The organism is Streptomyces sp. NPDC097981 (assembly GCF_040302565.1).
Classification (GTDB): domain Bacteria; phylum Actinomycetota; class Actinomycetes; order Streptomycetales; family Streptomycetaceae; genus Streptomyces.
This window is the reverse complement of record NZ_JBEORW010000049.1, coordinates 1-15,120: the sequence shown is the minus strand read 5'-3', so window position 1 is coordinate 15,120 and position 15,120 is coordinate 1. Positions and strand designations below refer to the sequence as shown.

Genomic DNA, 15,120 nt, shown 5'->3' with positions numbered 1-15,120 from the left:
GCAGCCAGGGTCTCACCGTTCCCGGACGCGTGCCGCACAAGCGGTGGCGACGGTCCCGGCACGGCACCCGCCCGGCCGCACCGGGGCCCGCCGGCCGCCTAGCGGGTGCCGTTTCCGGTGCCCGCCTCCGCCCCGGTGTCCGCGTCCGCCGCGGCGGTCGGCGGCGGCGCGGTCGCCGGGACCGGTGTGATCCCGGAGGGGGACGCCAGGCCGTGGGCCGACGGTGCGGCGGCCCTCGAAGGGGGCTGCGACGGCGGTGCTGACGGAGGCGCGGACGGCTGTGCCGAAGGAGGCGCGGTCGCAGGCGCCGACGGCTGCGCGGACCGCGTCGTGGCCGGCGGCCCGGACGGAAGGTGCGACTCGGTCGGACGTGCCGGGCGCGCGGGAGAGGTCTCGGGGGCCGGGGGCGTGGGCGTGACCGGCACGGACGGGACCACGGGCGGCGGCACGGGCTTGTCGTGCTTGCCGTGGTGGTCGCCCCGGTCCCGCTCGAACCAGCGCCGGTCGTGCTGGTCGTAGATCACGAACTTGTCGACCACCGTCGTCGCCGGCTCGATGACCACCACCTTCGCCGGCTGGTACGAGCTCCACGGCTGCCCGTGCCGCTTCGGGCCGGCCTTCAGCGGGACCGGGGGGCCGAGCGGGTTGCCGCACGCGCACCTGACCCGCGGCACCCCCCGGTCGTCGATCATCACGGCGGTCCCGGCCTGGAGGACCGCCTGGTAGGCGGTGGCTTTGCCGTCGCGGTAGCCGTGGTTGGTGACCCGGGTGTCCATGCGGAGTTGCACCGGGGTGAGCGAGCGAAGGTACACGGGTACGGCCGACGGCCGGATGCCGAGCGCCGAGGCGAAGGCGGCGTTCTTGGCGGGCTCGGCGGACAGCAGCCGGATCTGCTGCTCGACGTGGCAGCTCGCCGTCTCCCGGGTACCTCCGTAGAGGCCCGGCGCCGAACCGCTGACGCTGCGCGTGCCGGTGGTGGCGGCGGGCGTCGCGCTCCGCGGTGGCGGCGGGCTCTCGGGCGGGGGCGTGGCCTCGTTCACCGCGGTGGACTCGGTGAACGGGGCCGGTCCGGTTGCGGAGGCCGGCTGCAGGAACACCTCGCCGCGCGCGGCGGGAGAGCCGCTCGGCCGGGTCAGCACCACGGCCAGGACCACGGCGGCGGCCACCGCGACGAGCGCGGTGGCCAGCCGGGGCCCGGACCGCCACCAGGGTCCCTTGGCCGGTGGTCCGGGCGGTCCCGGCGGAGTGCCTCCGGGCGGAGCGGGCGGAGCGGGCGGCGGTGGACCCTGCCGCCCGCCCGAGAGGGGGCCGGACGGAGGACCGGTGGGGCGCTCCGCCGGCGGCTGCGAGGACTGCGTCGGCCGCTGCGGCTCCCGGCCGCCGGGGCCGGAGGGTTGCGTGGTCACGGGCTCTTCTTCCCGGGCGGAGGAGTTCCGGTCCCCTGTCGGCGTTCCGCAGCGCATCCCCCATCTCCTGGAGGGAAATATGCGGAGTGTCAGTATTTCTCGGGTTTCATGGGTTTCATGGGTTGTGCGGACCATTGTGTGTGCCGTTCAGGTGGTGGCCGCAAGCGGAGCGTGCCTACGGTGGCAGCGTGAGCAGTGCGTCGTCACCGCACCAGGTGTCCGGGGGCTCCGCGAGGGCATGGCGGGACGCCCTCGTTGCCGTCGTGGCGGGCTTCGCGGTGATGACCGCGGTCGCCGCGGCGGGTCTGGCCTGCGCGGGAGCGACCGCTCTGCCGGGCGGCGCGTTCCCCCGGGTGGTCGCTGCGGTCGTCGTGATGGCGGTCGGCGGATCGGTCGAGGTGACCGGCGGGGCCGGCTTCCTCGCCGAGGCCGACGCGAGCCTGTCCGTACTCCCCCTCTCGGTGAGCCTGGCCGGGGCCCTGACGGCCGGCTCCCTCTTCCTGCGGCCCCTGCACAACCGGGCGGTGGCCCGGCCCCGGGAGCTCCTGGCCCATGCCGTCCCGTTGGTCCTGCTGTGGCTGCTCGCCCTCACCGGCGCCGGGCTCCTCGCCCGCCAGTCCTTCGGCATCGCCACCGGCGACTCCCCGGTCGCCGACCTCGCCGAACTCCTCGACTCCTCCCCGACGGTCGGCTTCCGGGCCGCCCTGCCCGCGACCCTCTTCTTCGGACTGCTCTGGGTCCTGGGCCTGTTGCTGATCGCCCTGCTCATCTCGCGCCGTGCGCCGCTCCCGGCCCGGCTGGTCCGCTTCCACGCGGCGGTACGGCCCGCCGCGTTCGCCACCGTGGCCCTGCTCCTCGCGTACGTGGCTCTCGGCGTCGGCGTCGGTCTCGTAGTGGCCGCCACGCACGGCCATGCGGACCGGACCTTCGCCGTGATCCTGCTCGGCCTGCCGAACCTGGTCTGGCTCGCGCTCGTCCTGGGTCTCGGCGGAGCCTGGGACGGCAAGGTCGAGGGGCCGTTCGGGCTGCCGGTGCCGCAGCTGCTGGACGAGGTGCTGCGCGGGCACGACCCGTCCCGGGTCGACGTGGCCACCCTCGCCCGGCACGACTCCCGGGCCTGGTGGCTGGTGGCCGTGGCCGCCGTGCTGCTGCTCGCCACCGGCTTCCTGGCGGCCGTACGCTCCCCCGCCGGCGTCCGGGCCTGGCAGCACGCGCTCCACCTGGGCGTGTCCCTCGCCCTCGCCACGCTGGCGGTGTGCCTGGTGGCCGGTGTGCAGGCCCGGTTCGGTCTGTCCCTGCTGGGCATCGGCGACGTCGGCGGGCTCGGCGGCGTGGTGGAGTTGCGCCCGGTGCTGTGGCGCAACGTGGGCCTCGCCCTGGTCTGGGGTGCGCTCGCGGGCTTCCTCGGCGCGCTGCTGGCCCGCCCGGTCCACCGCAGCGGCCTCGTCGAGAAGCCGTCTGCGCTCACCAACGGATGACGCCCCCCTGCCCGTCGGCTGCACCACCGAGCGGATCCGCGCCCTCTCGGGAGACGCCACCGCCACCGTCAGGCCTGACCCGCGCCGCTCCCCCTCGGCCGGAACACCGGCAGCGCCCAGCCCGGCGGCTGCGGCGCGGGGCCCGGGGCGGGGGGCCCGTCCACGGCCGAGGGCTCCGTCGGCGGATGCCGGCGTGCCGGGGCGGCGGACGGCGCGGCGGCTTCCGCCCCGGCCCGGCGCAGGGCCGCCGTGAAGTTTCACGTCCCGGTGCACCAGGTCGTGGTCGTGCGCCGCGTCGAGTGCCGAGGCCACCTGGCCCGCGATCCGGGCCGCGGTCTCCACCGGCAGCGGCCCGGTGCGGTCGAGCAGGGCGCGCAGGTCCTGCCCCGGGACGTAGCGCATCGCTATGTACAGCAGTCCGTCGGTCTCGCCCGCCTCGAAGACGGGCACGATGTGCGGGTGGTCGATGGCCGCGGCGACCTTCGACTCGTGGGCGAAGCGCTGCCGGAAGACGTCGTTGCGGGCGAGTTCCGGGGCCAGCAGTTTCAGCGCGACCGGCCGGTCCAGCCGCAGGTCCCGCGCGAGGTAGACGACCGCCATGCCGCCGCGGCCGATCTCGCTCTCCACCCGGTATCCGGCGATCTGCTTGCCCCGCAGGTCGGACGGCCGCCCGCCGGGGGACTCGGCGGCCATCACCGCCCTCCTCTCCCGGGGCTCTCGGGAGGTGTCACGACCCGCGTCGGTTCGTGACCGGTGTCCCGCCCGGCCGGCGGGGGCTGCGCCGTGTCCGCCGGTACGCCGGTCCCGGCGCCACGGTCCGCCCCGCCGCCCGGCGCCTGCGGCGGCGATGGCGGCTCCGGCTGCTCCGGCCGCTCCGGCCGCCGGGGCTGCTCGGGCGCGGCCGGGTCCCCGGGCCCCTCGCCGACCGCGTACGTCACCAGGCGGGTCCCGTCGCCGTACATCCAGCGCCCGGTCGCCTCGTCGTACAGCCAGACGGACTCCCCGTCGACCACGATGCCGGCCCGCACTCCCCGGGTGGCCTGCCGGAAGACCTCGGCGTCGACGTGCCCGGAGGCGAGTTCCGCGGCGGCCCTGCGGTAGCCCTCCAGGGCCTCGGCGGCGCGTGCGAGCAGCGGCAGCGGGTCCTCGGCGTGCGTCAGGGGCCGACCGCCGGTCGGCGGGGACTGGGGGACGGCGACCAGGAGCCTGCCGTCCACCCAGGCGGACCACCCGTTCGCGCACAGGACCTCCCCCCACTCCCCGCGCCGGGACAGCAGCTGAACGGGCAGGAAGGGGTCCAGGGCCGAGGTCGGCCGGGACACGTCGGGCCCCTCCCAGGCGGGCATCCCGTCCCGGGGGACCACATGGGTGGGGTGGAAGTCGCCGGGCCCGGCGGGGCTGGTCATCGGCGCCTACTTCCGCATGATCGCGGGTTCGTGGCGGCGCAGCAGCCGCAGGACCAGCACCCCGAACAGGACGGACAGCGCCACCAGCATGCCGAGGTCCAGCAGCCACACCCCGGCGCTGTGCGCGAAGAGCGGGTCGTCGGTGAGCTTCCCGGGCACGATCGCGCCGAGGTCGATGGTGGCGGCCATGGCGCCGAGCGCCCACCGGGACGGCACCAGCCAGGCCAGTTGTCCGATCACCGGTACGCCGTCCAGCTGGAGCAGGGCTCCGCAGAAGACCACCTGGACGATGGCGAGGAGGACCAGCAGGGGCATGGTGACCTCCTCCTTCCTGACCAGGGCGGAGACCAGCAGGCCGAGCATCATGGCGGTGAAGGACAGCAGGGCGACGGCGATGGTGATTTCGACGAGGGGCGGCAGGAGGACCCCCTTGCCGTCGGGGGCGTTGGTGTCCACCCCGTACAGGGCGACCAGCGTCAGCACCACCGCCTGGGCGACGGTGACGGCGCCGAGCACCAGCACCTTGGACATCAGGTAGGCGGATCTGGACAGCCCGACGGCCCGTTCCCGCTGGTAGATGACGCGTTCCTTGACGAGCTCCCGTACGGCGTTGGCGGCGCCGGTCAGCACGCCGCCGACGCACAGGATGAGCAGCGCGTTGATCGCGGTCTCCTGGGTGAGGGTGCTGCCGGCCAGGGCCCGGGCCATGGCGCCCATGACGAACGGCAGCGCGATCATGATGGCGAGGAAGGTGCGGTCCGCGCTGAGCGCCGCGGCGTAGCGGCGCATCAGGGTGGAGAGCTGGGAGCCCCAGCTCTGGGCCTTGGGCGGCGGGGCGGCGAAGCCGGCCGCCTGGGACCGGTCCCCGTCGAGCCGGGGCTGCCGCGCGGCGTTCTGCACGTACGTCCGGTGCTGCGGGGAACTGCGGTACTCCTGCGCCCAGTCGCGGCCCTGCTGGTTCTCGAAGGCTTCGAAGGCCTCGGGCCACTGGGCGAACCCGAAGAACCCGAGGGTCTCCTCGGGCGGCCCGAAGTAGGCGGTGCGCCCGCCGGGGGCGAGGACCAGCAGCCGGTCGCAGACGTCGAGGCTGAGCACGCTGTGGGTGACGACGATGACGGTGCGGCCGTCGTCGGCGAGGCCGCGCAGCATGTGCATCACGGAGCGGTCCATGCCGGGGTCGAGGCCGGAGGTGGGCTCGTCCAGGAAGAGCAGGGAGGGCTTGGTCAGCAGTTCCAGAGCGACGGAGACGCGTTTGCGCTGGCCGCCGGAGAGGCTGTGGATGGGCTGGTCGGCGCGCTGCCCGAGTCCGAGTTCGCCGATCACCTCGTCGACGCGGGCCTGGCGTTCGGCGCGCGCGGTGTCCTGCGGGAAGCGCAGTTCCGCGGCGTAGGAGAGGGCGCGGCGGACGGTGAGCTGGGCGTGCAGGATGTCGTCCTGCGGGACCAGGCCGATGCGGCTGCGCAGCTCGGCGTAGTCGCGGTAGAGGTCGCGGCCGTCGTAGAGGACGGTGCCGTGGTCGGCGGGGCGCAGTCCGGTGAGGGCGCCGAGGAGGGTGGACTTGCCTGCTCCGCTGGGGCCGACGACGGCGAGCAGGCACTTGGCGCCGACGGGGAAGGACACGTGGTCGAGGAGGGTCTTGCGGCCGTGGTCGACGGCGACGGCGAGGTCTTGGACGTCGAGGGAGACCTCGCCGGTGTCGACGTATTCCTGGAGCTGGTCGCCGACGAGGCACAGGACGGTGTGGCCGATGCCGATGATGTCCCCCTCGGTGACGGGGGCGCGGTCGGTGCGGGTGCCGTTGAGGAAGGTGCCGTTGTGGCTGCCGAGGTCGGCGATCTCGTACGTGCCGTCGGCGAGGGCGTGCAGCTCGGCGTGCCGGCGGGAGACGACGAGGTCGTCGATGACGAGGTCGTTGCCGGGAGCGCGGCCGATGCGCACGGCGGTCCGGGAGGGCAGCGGGCGCACGGCGGTGGGCCGGCGGAAGGTGCCGGTCAGGGACGGGTGGGACACCGAGGACGGCCGGGCGCCGGGCGGCGTCCCGACCGGGGCGGGGCCGACGAACAGGGCGCGCGGGCCGTCGGCGGCGCTGCCGAAGCGCAGTTCGCTGCCGGCGCCGACGCTCCATTCGTGGATGCGGTGGCCGTCGGCCCAGGTGCCGTTGGTGCTGTCCTCGTCCTCCACGGTCCAGTGGTCGCCTTCGGGGCGCAGGATCGCGTGGTGCCAGGAGACGCGGGCGTCGTCGAGGCAGATCTCGCAGAGGGGGTCCCGGCCGACGTGGTACGTCCGGCCCGGGACCATCGCGGTGGAGCCCGTGGCGGTCTGCAGGACGAGCTCGGGCGCGGTCGGCACACCGGGGCGCTGGACCATGAACAGATTTTCCCACGATCCGACGAGCTCGGCAGGAATCGAAATCACCGCAGGTCAGCAGCCTCTTATGGGTAATGACAACGGTCCCCGTTGCAGCCTTTGCCCATTGCGTCACGGTGCGCTTCACTTCACGCGTCGGAACCGAACACACGGGGGACGCCATGAGTGGGCACGACCACGCGCACGACGACCACGACCACGGCCACGGCGGCGGCCACGGCGGTCACAGCCACGGAGTCTCCGCGGATGCCGACCGGCGCTGGCTGGCCATCGCACTCGGCCTGATCGGCGCCTTCATGGCGGTCGAGGTGGCCGTCGGCATCGTGGCCCAGTCCCTGGCGCTGATCTCCGACGCCGCCCACATGCTCACCGACGCCGTCTCGATCGTCCTCGCCCTGATCGCGATGCGGCTCGCGGCCCGCCCGGCGCGCGGCGGGTTCACGTACGGCCTCAAGCGCGCGGAGATACTCTCCGCCCAGGCCAACGGGCTCACCCTGCTCCTGCTCGCGGCCTGGCTGGCCTACGAGGCGGTGCGGCGGCTGCTCGATCCGCCGCCGGTGGCGGGCGGCCTCGTCCTGGTGACGGCGCTCGCGGGCATCGTGGTGAACGTGGCCGCCGCGTGGTGCATCTCCAGGGCGAACCGCTCCTCGCTCGCCGTCGAGGGCGCCTACCAGCACATCCTGAACGACCTGTTCGCCTTCATCGGCACCGCCGTCGCCGGTCTGATCGTCCTCACCACGGGTTTCGTGCAGGCCGACGCGATCGCCACGCTCGTCGTCGTGGTGCTGATGGTCAAGGCGGGCTACGGGCTGGTGCGCGAGTCCGGCCGGATCTTCCTGGAGGCCGCCCCCGCGCACATGGACCCGGACGCGGTGGGCGACCGGCTCGTCGGACACCCGCCCGTCACCGAGGTGCACGACCTGCACATCTGGACCATCACCTCGGGGCAGGCGGCGCTGTCCGCGCACGTCCTGGTCGAACCGGCCGGCGACTGCCACGCCGTACGCCGCGACCTGGAGCGGCTGCTGGAGAAGGAGTACGGGATCACGCACACCACCCTCCAGGTGGACCACGTGCAGGAGACCCTGCTCACGGTCGGCCGCCCGGGCGAGGACCCGGCCGACCCGCACTGCGCCGATGCGCACGGCCCGGTGCACCGGCAGGGCCCGCACGACCACTGACGGCCGCTCGGCACACGGCGCACTGACCGGCCGGTCCACGGGGCATACATGCCCGCATGACGCAGAAGCGCAGTGCCGGACTGCTCCTGTTCCGCACGCCCGCCGGGTCCGCCGCCCCGGCGGGCGACGGCATCGAGGTGCTGCTCGGCCACATGGGCGGCCCGTTCTGGGAGCACAAGGACGACGGGGCGTGGGCCATCCCCAAGGGCGAGTACGAAGCCGACGAGACCCCGGTCGACGCGGCGCGCCGGGAGTTCACCGAGGAGATCGGCCTGCCGCCGCCAGAGGGCCCGTACCTCCCGCTGGGCGAGCGGCGGATCCCGGGCGGCAAGCAGGTGACGATCTGGGCCGTGCGGGCGGATCTCGATCCGGCGCTGATGGTGCCCGGGACCTTCACGATGGAGTGGCCTGCGCACTCGGGGCGGACGCAGGAGTTCCCCGAGCTGGACCGGGTGGCCTGGTTCACTCCCCCGATGGCCAGAACCAAGATGATCCCCTCTCAGATCCCCTTCCTGGACGCACTGTTGGGGCTTCTGGCAGGTTGACCCGACCTTGACTTGCCAGCAAACCCCCGCTGCATGGACATTGCACACATGACGAACGTCGTGCTGGTGGGAACCCTGGACACCAAGGGTGTCGAGTACGGCTGGCTGCGCGAGAGGCTGCTGCGCACCGGCGTCGAAGTGATCATGATCGACACAGGAATCATGGGAGATCCCCGGGTGCCCGCGGACATACCGCGCGAAACGGTCGCCCGGGCCGCGGGAACGGAACTGTCCGAACTGCGCACGGCCGCCGACCGGGGCGCGGCCGTGACCACGATGGCCGAGGGCGCGGAAGCGACGCTGTTGCGCCTGCACGCCGAGGGCCGGCTGCACGCGGTGCTCGCCATAGGCGGCAGCGGCGGCACCTCCATCGCCACTCGGGCGATGCGCGCACTGCCGCTGGGCGTGCCGAAGCTGATGGTCTCGTCCATGGCGTCCGGGGACGTGGCCCCGTACGTCGGATCCTCGGACATCACGATGATGTACAGCGTGGTGGACATCGCGGGGATCAACAGTATCTCCGCGCCGGTCATGGCGAACGCGGTGGAAGCGGCCGCGGGCATGGCCAAGGCCTTCGATCGGACCTCCATGGAACTGCACCGCCCGGCCCGCCTCGGCGCCGGATCCCGCCCGCTGATCGCGGCGAGCATGGCGGGCGTGACCACCGCCGGCGTGGACGCCGCCCGCGAACGGCTGACCGAACTCGGCTACGAGGTGCTGGTCTTCCACGTCAGTGGCACCGGCGGCCGTACCTTGGAGACCCTGGCCGGCCAGGGCATCTTCGCCGGCGTCCTCGACCTCACGCTCAGCGAGCTCGCCGACGACCTGTGCGGCGGCATCCTCACCGCCGGTCCCGACCGGCTCAGTGCGGCCGGCCGGGCCGGGATCCCGCAGGTGGTGAGCCTCGGGGCGCTGGACATGGTGAAGTTCGGCCCGCTGGAGACCCTGCCGGAACGGGCCCGCTACCGGCGGGTCCACGTGCACAACCCGTCCATCACGGTGATCCGTACGACCCGCTCCGAGTGCGCGGAGCTCGGCCGCCGGGTCGCCGGCAAACTCCGCGCGGCGACCGGCCCCACGGCCGTGTGCGTCCCGCTCCGCGGACTGTCCACGCTCGGCGCGCCGGGCGGCACCTACCATGACCCGGACGCGGACGGGGCCCTGTTCTCGGCGCTGCGCGAGGGACTGCGGGGCAGCGCCGCCCGGCTGTACGACTACGACACCCACATCAACGACCCGGCCTTCGGGCAGGCGGCGGCCGATCGGCTGCACGCCATGATCGGCGCGGCGCGGGCCGCTGCCTGACCGCCGCGCGAGACGCCCGGCAGGGTTGGGAACCGGCCGTGGCGGAAACCGTGTCCCTTGGTGTGGCCGCCCGGAACGACCGGGCCCGGGACCGGTGACGCCACGGACGGGGGCAGACGATGAACAGCGTGTGGACGGTGCCCGGCTATGCCCAGGTCCGCGAGCTCGGCTCGGGCGGCAGCGGGCGCGTGGTCCTCGCCGTCCACGAGGCCACGGGCACGCCGGTCGCGGTGAAGTACCTCAGCGACCGGCTGCGCGAGGACCCGGCGTTCGTCGGGGAGTTCCGGGCCGAGGCCCGGCTGCTCGGCGGACTGGACACGCCGTACGTGGTCCGCTTGTACGAGTACGTGGAGGCGCCCGGCGGAGCCGCCATCGTGATGGAACTGGTCGACGGGATCTCCCTGCGCGCCCTGCTGAAGCAGGCCGGGCAGGCCGATCCCGAGGCCGCGCTGGTGGTGCTGAAGGGCTCGCTGCTGGGCCTGGCCGCGGCGCACCGGGCGGGCGTCGTCCACCGCGACTACAAACCCGAGAACGTACTGGTCGCGGCGGACGGCTCCTCGAAGCTGGTCGACTTCGGCATCGCGGCCCGCCGCGGTACGACGCCCGGGGTGGCCGGCACCCCGGCGTACATGGCCCCCGAGCAGTGGCAGGGCCGGCCGGCCTCGCCCGCCGCCGACGTGTACGCGGCGACGGCGACGTTCTTCGAGTGCCTGACCGGCCGCAAGCCGTTCGCCGGGGAGAACTTCGCGGAGCTCGCGGTCCAGCACACAGAGGCGCCGGTCCCGGAGACCGAGGCCCCGGAGCCGGTGCGCCCGCTGATCCGGCGGGGTCTGGCCAAGGCCCCGGAGCAGCGTCCGGAGAACGCCGAGGCGTTCGTGGCGGAGCTGGAGGGCGTGGCGCTCGCCGCGTACGGGCCGGACTGGGAGGAGCGCGGGCAGCGCAAGCTCGCGGCGCTGGCCGCGCTCCTGCCGCTGCTGTTCCCCTCGGCGGGCGCCCCGGCCGCGGGGACCACGGCGGTGGCGACGACCACGCTCCCGAGTCCCTCGGGCTGGGCTCCCGGCCGGCGCGGCCTGATCGCGGCCGGCGCGGCCCTGGTCCTGGGCGTGCTGACGGCGCTCACCTACAGCGCGGCCGGCGGGGAGCCCGGCGGGGCCGCCGCGCTGAACGCGTTCGCGACGTCGAGTGCGAGCCCCGGCGGCAGCACGGGCCCGACACCGGCTCCGGGCCCGAGCGTGTCGGCCACGCCCTCGCCGTCCCCCTCCCCCTCCCTGTCCCCGTCCGCATCCGCGTCGCCGCCGCCTTCGCCCACCCCGAGCCCGAGCCACTCGCCCGTGGTGACGCCCACCTACACCGCGCCGACGACGAAGCCGCCCACCACGCCGCCGCCTTCGCCCAGGCCCACGGTGGTCGTCGGCGCGGTGTCGGTCACCCTTCGAGAGACGGGGCCCTCCCTCGGCCAGGCGACCGTCAGCGTCGAGGCGAAGGGCACCGCTCCCGTGACGGTGGTGCTCGAATGGTTCACCGGTGACGCGGAGGGCAAGCTGGGCGCACCCGACGGCTCCCCGGACACCCTCACGTACCTGCCGGGCGCCGCGGCGCCGCTCGTCAAGGCGCACACCTTCTCCGGGCGCGGCTGCTACTGGGGAGTGCGGGCCACCACCAAGCCCGCCGCGGGCAACGGTTCCCCGACCGACCAGATCTTCATCAGGCGGTGCACGATCTCATGAGCGACGACTACAGCGCCACCGTCCTCGGCAGCCACTGGTTCAGCGGGCCGCCGCAGCCTCAGCAGGCCGTGCCCGACCGGATCGAGGGGTCCGTCCTGCGGTTCGGGCCCGGGGTGACGGCCGCCATGCCGGCGCCGTTCCCCGTGGTCGCACAGCCGGTGCAGCCCCGTCGGCGCGGGGAGTGGCGCCGCTACACCCTGGCCGCCGTGGTCCTGATCGCGGTGCTCGCCTACCTGGCCTGGCAGCGGTACGGCCCGGCCCTCGACGTGCGGGACGTGACGGTCGCCGCCGCCGACCCGCAGGGTCCGGGCTGCAATTCCACCGCCGACGTGGTGGCCGTCGTACGGACCAACGGCCGGCCGGGAACCCTGACGTACCGCTGGATCCGCTCCGACGGCACGCAGTCGGAGCAGCTCACCGAGCGGGTGCCGAGCGGGCGCAAGGAGGCCCGTCTGCACCTGCTGTGGACCTTCCAGGGCCGGGGCACGTACGCCGCCGAGGCCAGGATCCAGCTGGTCTCGCCCGCGCAGCGCACCGCGACGACCCGGTTCACGTACCGCTGCGCCCGCTGACGCGGGTCCGGGGCGGCGGCCCCGGGGCGCCGGGTCCGTACGGGCGGCCCGCAGCCGCTTCCGGGAAGAGGGTGCGGGCCGCCGCGCCGACCTGTCCGTGGCAGGCCGGTCAGAAGCGGGCGTGGGCGGTGATGTCCGCCTCGAACTCGCCCGTCATCGCAGGGGTCACCGTCGGGCGGCACTGTGCGACCGCCGCCAGGTAGTCCTGCGTGGAGGCACCGGGCTGGGCCGCCGCCGCGCCGCGCGCGCCCACCGCCTCCAGGTCCCGCTCGAACGACACCTGCGCCGCGATGCGCGCCGCGTGCTCGATGTCGGCCGGGGTGAACAGCTCGCTCGCCGCCACCAGGGCCGCCACGTCCACGTCCGTCCGGCCCGCCGTGTGGCGGGACCAGATCGCGGCCCGGGCACCGGCGTCCGGGGTGCCGATCGGGATCAGATAGTCGAAGCGCCCGGGCCGCAGGAATGCCGGGTCCAGGGAGCGGATCGAGTTGGTGGCACACACCAGCAGCCGCTCGTCGCCCTCCCGGAATCCGGGGATCAGCTTGAGGAGCTCGTTGGTCACCCCGTGGATCCCGCCGGGCTGCGCGGGCTCGGTGCGCACGGGCGCGATCTCCTCGACCTCGTCGATGAAGACGAGGACCCGCTCCAGCTCGGCGATCCGGGCGAACGCGTCGCGCAGTGCGGCGGCCAGGTTCCCCTCGTCGGCGAGGCGGGAGGGCAGCAGTTCCACGAAGGGCCAGCCGAGCCGGGAGGCGATGGCGCGGGCGAAGGTGGTCTTGCCGGTACCGGGCGGGCCGAAGAGGGTGATGGCGCGCGGCGGGCGCACGCCGTGCTCGGCGGCCCGCTCGGGCTCGGCGAGCGGCAGCACCACGCGCCGCTCTATGAGGTCCTTCTCGTGCTCCATGCCGGCGACCTTGGTCCACAGGTCGTTGGGGAGGAAGCGGCCGCCGAGGTCGTCGAGGAGGCCGGCCGCCGGTCCATGCAGCGGCTCGGTCTTCTCGAAATAGGCGACGGCGGGCTGGCGCGTGTAGCCGGCGTTGAGCAGGCCCTCGCCGAGCAGGTCCTCCTCGGGCAGGACGTACGCGATCCGGCCGACGCGGGCGGCGATCAGCCGCCGCTCCAGCTCGACGAGGAGGGCGCTGGCCAGGCCCCGGCCGCGCCAGCCGGCGGCGATCGCGATCCGCATCACCCAGGCCCGCTCACCGGTGACGCAGGCGAGGGCCGCGCCGATCGGGACGCCCTGGTGGACGGCGACCACGCACGGCTGCCGGTCGGTGAGGGCGCTGATGCATTCGGCGAGCGAGAAGACGGACTCCTGGCCGAGTTCGGCCGTGGTGTCGATCAGATGGACCACAGCGGCGAGATCGCTCTCGCGGTAGTCGTGGATGAGCCAGTTCACCGGGTACCGCCCCTCGTTCGTGCTCCTGCGGCGAGGCTAGGGGCGGCCTGGCCCGGCGATCACGCTCCGCGGTGCACAACAGCCGGTCCGGAACCGTCCGCCGCGTCCATAGACTGGTGCTCTCCGCCCGAGCAGCGCACCGAGGACCCGATCCGTTTCATGACTTCCGACATATCCGCCGAGAGTCCGGCCGCCGGACGGCGGTCCGCCGTGTGGCTGGTCCCGGTCCTGTGGACGCTGCTCCTCGGGCTGTGGGGGCTCTCGCGGCAGGACAGCGTGTGGCGGGACGAGGCGGCGACCTGGCAGGTGGCCGGGCGGTCGGTGCGCGAGATATGGGACATGCTCGGCAACGTCGACGCCGTGCACGGGCTGTACTACCTGCTGATGCACGGGCTCTTCGGGCTGTTCGGGGCGAGTACGGCCACGCTGCGGCTGCCGTCGGTGCTGGCGGTGGCGGTCGCGGCGGCCTGCGTGGCCGTGATCGGGCGGCGGCTGGCCGGATTCTGGGCGGGGCTGGGCGGCGGGCTGGCGCTGGGGCTGCTGCCGGCCGTGCAGTTCCACCTCCAGGAAGGCCGGCCGTACGCGCTGGTCGCGGCCGGTGCCGGGCTGTCGACCCTGCTGCTGGTGTCGCTGCTGTCCGCACCGGCCGGGCGGCGGGCCTGGCCGCGGTGGACGGCGTACGCGGCAGCGGTACTGGTGTGCGCACTGCTGAACTGGCTTTCGCTGCTGATCCTGCCCGCCCACGCGGCGACGCTGTGGTGGGTGCGCGCCGGGCGCGGCGTGTGGCTGCGCTGGGCGGCGTACGGGGCGTGCGCCGTCGCCGGGGCGCTGCCGCTGGTGCTGTTCAGCCGGAGCCAGTCCGACCAGGTGTCCTGGATACCGCCGCTGACCTGGCACATGATGATCGGTCCGGCGATCCTGCTGGCCGTCGGCGGCCTCGGTGCCGTGCTGGACCGGCCGCGCGTCGGGCGGCTGTCGGCGGCGGCGGTCGGGCTGCCGCTGCTGGCGGTGCCGCAGCTGGGCCTGATCGCGATCTCCCTGGTCCAGCCGCTGTTCCTGGACCGGTACGTGCTGTTCGGCATGCTGGGGCTGGCCCTGCTGGTCGGCGCGGCCCTGGGCGCGGCCGTACGGGCCGTCCGGCCCCGGTTCCCGAGGGCGGCGGGCCTGCTCGTACCGGGCGTGATCGCGATCGCGGTGGTGGCGATGCTGCCGGTGGAGATGACCAAGCGGGCTCCGGCCAGCCGCGTCGACGACGTGCTGGCGGTGGCCGGCGAGGTGGCCCGGCTGGGGCGTCCCGGGGACGCGGTGCTGTTCGTGCCGGCCGCCCGGCGGGACACGGCGCTGGTCTCCCCCGCGGCCTTCGCGGGGCTGTCGGACATCGCCCTGGAGCGGAGTCCGGTGGCCTCGGCCACCCTCAAGGGCGAGGAGGCGGACCCGGCGCGGATCCGGGCGGCGCTGCTCGCGCAGCGCCGGGTGCTGCTGGTGACGGACGCGGCGAAGGTGGCGAAGCCGCCGGGTGCGGCACGGGACGCAGCGAAGGCGGCGGTGTTGAAGGGGTACTTCCGGGTCGTGGAGGACCGCCAGGTCCGGGGCCGCCGGGTGACGGTGTACGAGCGCCGCTGAAGGGTGTTGCAGAAAGAGGTCAGACACCCCATGTCGTTCGGTGTCAAGCGGCATGGGGTTGGGCGTGGTGGGACCAGGCGGTCGCTTCGTCGTAGCGGGTGCGGGTTTTGA

General features: G+C 74.4%; 11 protein-coding genes and 1 pseudogene. 7 read left to right on the top strand and 5 right to left on the bottom strand.

Annotated elements, in window-relative coordinates; all coding sequences use genetic code 11:
• Positions 1 to 98 precede the first annotated feature (98 nt).
• The gene (locus tag ABTY04_RS33635) at positions 99 to 1,406 is read right to left on the bottom strand and encodes a DUF6777 domain-containing protein (RefSeq protein WP_352217233.1); all 1,308 of its coding nucleotides are present in this window, start codon (positions 1,404 to 1,406) and stop codon (positions 99 to 101) included.
• Between the two features lie 188 nt (positions 1,407 to 1,594).
• On the opposite strand from ABTY04_RS33635, the gene ABTY04_RS33630 reads away from it, so the two are divergent.
• The gene (locus ABTY04_RS33630) at positions 1,595 to 2,884 is read left to right on the top strand and encodes a streptophobe family protein (RefSeq protein ID WP_352217232.1); all 1,290 of its coding nucleotides are present in this window, start codon (positions 1,595 to 1,597) and stop codon (positions 2,882 to 2,884) included.
• A 255-nt stretch (positions 2,885 to 3,139) separates the two neighbouring features.
• On the opposite strand, the pseudogene ABTY04_RS33625 reads toward ABTY04_RS33630, so the two are convergent.
• The 3 genes and pseudogenes from ABTY04_RS33625 to ABTY04_RS33615 form a co-directional block, all read right to left on the bottom strand.
• Positions 3,140 to 3,577: pseudogene (locus tag ABTY04_RS33625) on the bottom strand (protein kinase domain-containing protein); the annotation flags it as partial.
• Positions 3,577 to 4,290 (bottom strand): hypothetical protein, encoded by a 714-nt coding sequence (locus tag ABTY04_RS33620; protein ID WP_352217231.1) that lies wholly within the window; start codon positions 4,288 to 4,290, stop codon positions 3,577 to 3,579. The gene ABTY04_RS33620 and the pseudogene ABTY04_RS33625, both read right to left, overlap by 1 nt.
• Positions 4,291 to 4,296: 6 nt before the next feature.
• A complete protein-coding gene (locus ABTY04_RS33615) occupies positions 4,297 to 6,657 on the bottom strand; it encodes an ABC transporter ATP-binding protein/permease (RefSeq protein WP_352217230.1) in 2,361 nt (786 codons plus the stop codon).
• A 161-nt stretch (positions 6,658 to 6,818) separates the two neighbouring features.
• Between ABTY04_RS33615 and ABTY04_RS33610 the strand changes: the two genes are divergently transcribed.
• The 5 genes from ABTY04_RS33610 (at position 6,819) to ABTY04_RS33590 (ending at position 11,987) form a co-directional block, all read left to right on the top strand.
• Entirely contained in the window at positions 6,819 to 7,838 is a 1,020-nt protein-coding gene (locus tag ABTY04_RS33610; protein ID WP_352217229.1) for a cation diffusion facilitator family transporter, read from the top strand.
• A 56-nt stretch (positions 7,839 to 7,894) separates the two neighbouring features.
• The gene (locus tag ABTY04_RS33605) at positions 7,895 to 8,383 is read left to right on the top strand and encodes an NUDIX hydrolase (protein ID WP_352217228.1); all 489 of its coding nucleotides are present in this window, start codon (positions 7,895 to 7,897) and stop codon (positions 8,381 to 8,383) included.
• 48 nt (positions 8,384 to 8,431) lie between these two features.
• Positions 8,432 to 9,688 (top strand): Tm-1-like ATP-binding domain-containing protein, encoded by a 1,257-nt coding sequence (locus ABTY04_RS33600; RefSeq protein ID WP_352217227.1) that lies wholly within the window; start codon positions 8,432 to 8,434, stop codon positions 9,686 to 9,688.
• A 119-nt stretch (positions 9,689 to 9,807) separates the two neighbouring features.
• The gene (locus ABTY04_RS33595) at positions 9,808 to 11,415 is read left to right on the top strand and encodes a serine/threonine-protein kinase (protein ID WP_352217226.1); all 1,608 of its coding nucleotides are present in this window, start codon (positions 9,808 to 9,810) and stop codon (positions 11,413 to 11,415) included.
• Positions 11,412 to 11,987, top strand: a complete 576-nt coding sequence (locus ABTY04_RS33590) for a hypothetical protein (RefSeq protein ID WP_352217225.1) — start codon at positions 11,412 to 11,414, stop codon at positions 11,985 to 11,987. Before ABTY04_RS33595 ends, ABTY04_RS33590 begins: the two co-directional genes overlap by 4 nt.
• A 109-nt stretch (positions 11,988 to 12,096) precedes the next feature.
• Here ABTY04_RS33590 and ABTY04_RS33585 read toward each other — a convergent pair whose 3' ends face one another.
• Complete coding sequence (locus tag ABTY04_RS33585; RefSeq protein WP_352217224.1) at positions 12,097 to 13,386, bottom strand: ATP-binding protein; 1,290 nt, start codon at positions 13,384 to 13,386, stop codon at positions 12,097 to 12,099.
• A gap of 159 nt (positions 13,387 to 13,545) precedes the next feature.
• Between ABTY04_RS33585 and ABTY04_RS33580 the strand changes: the two genes are divergently transcribed.
• Entirely contained in the window at positions 13,546 to 15,009 is a 1,464-nt protein-coding gene (locus tag ABTY04_RS33580; RefSeq protein ID WP_352217223.1) for a glycosyltransferase family protein, read from the top strand.
• Positions 15,010 to 15,120: the final 111 nt, after the last annotated feature.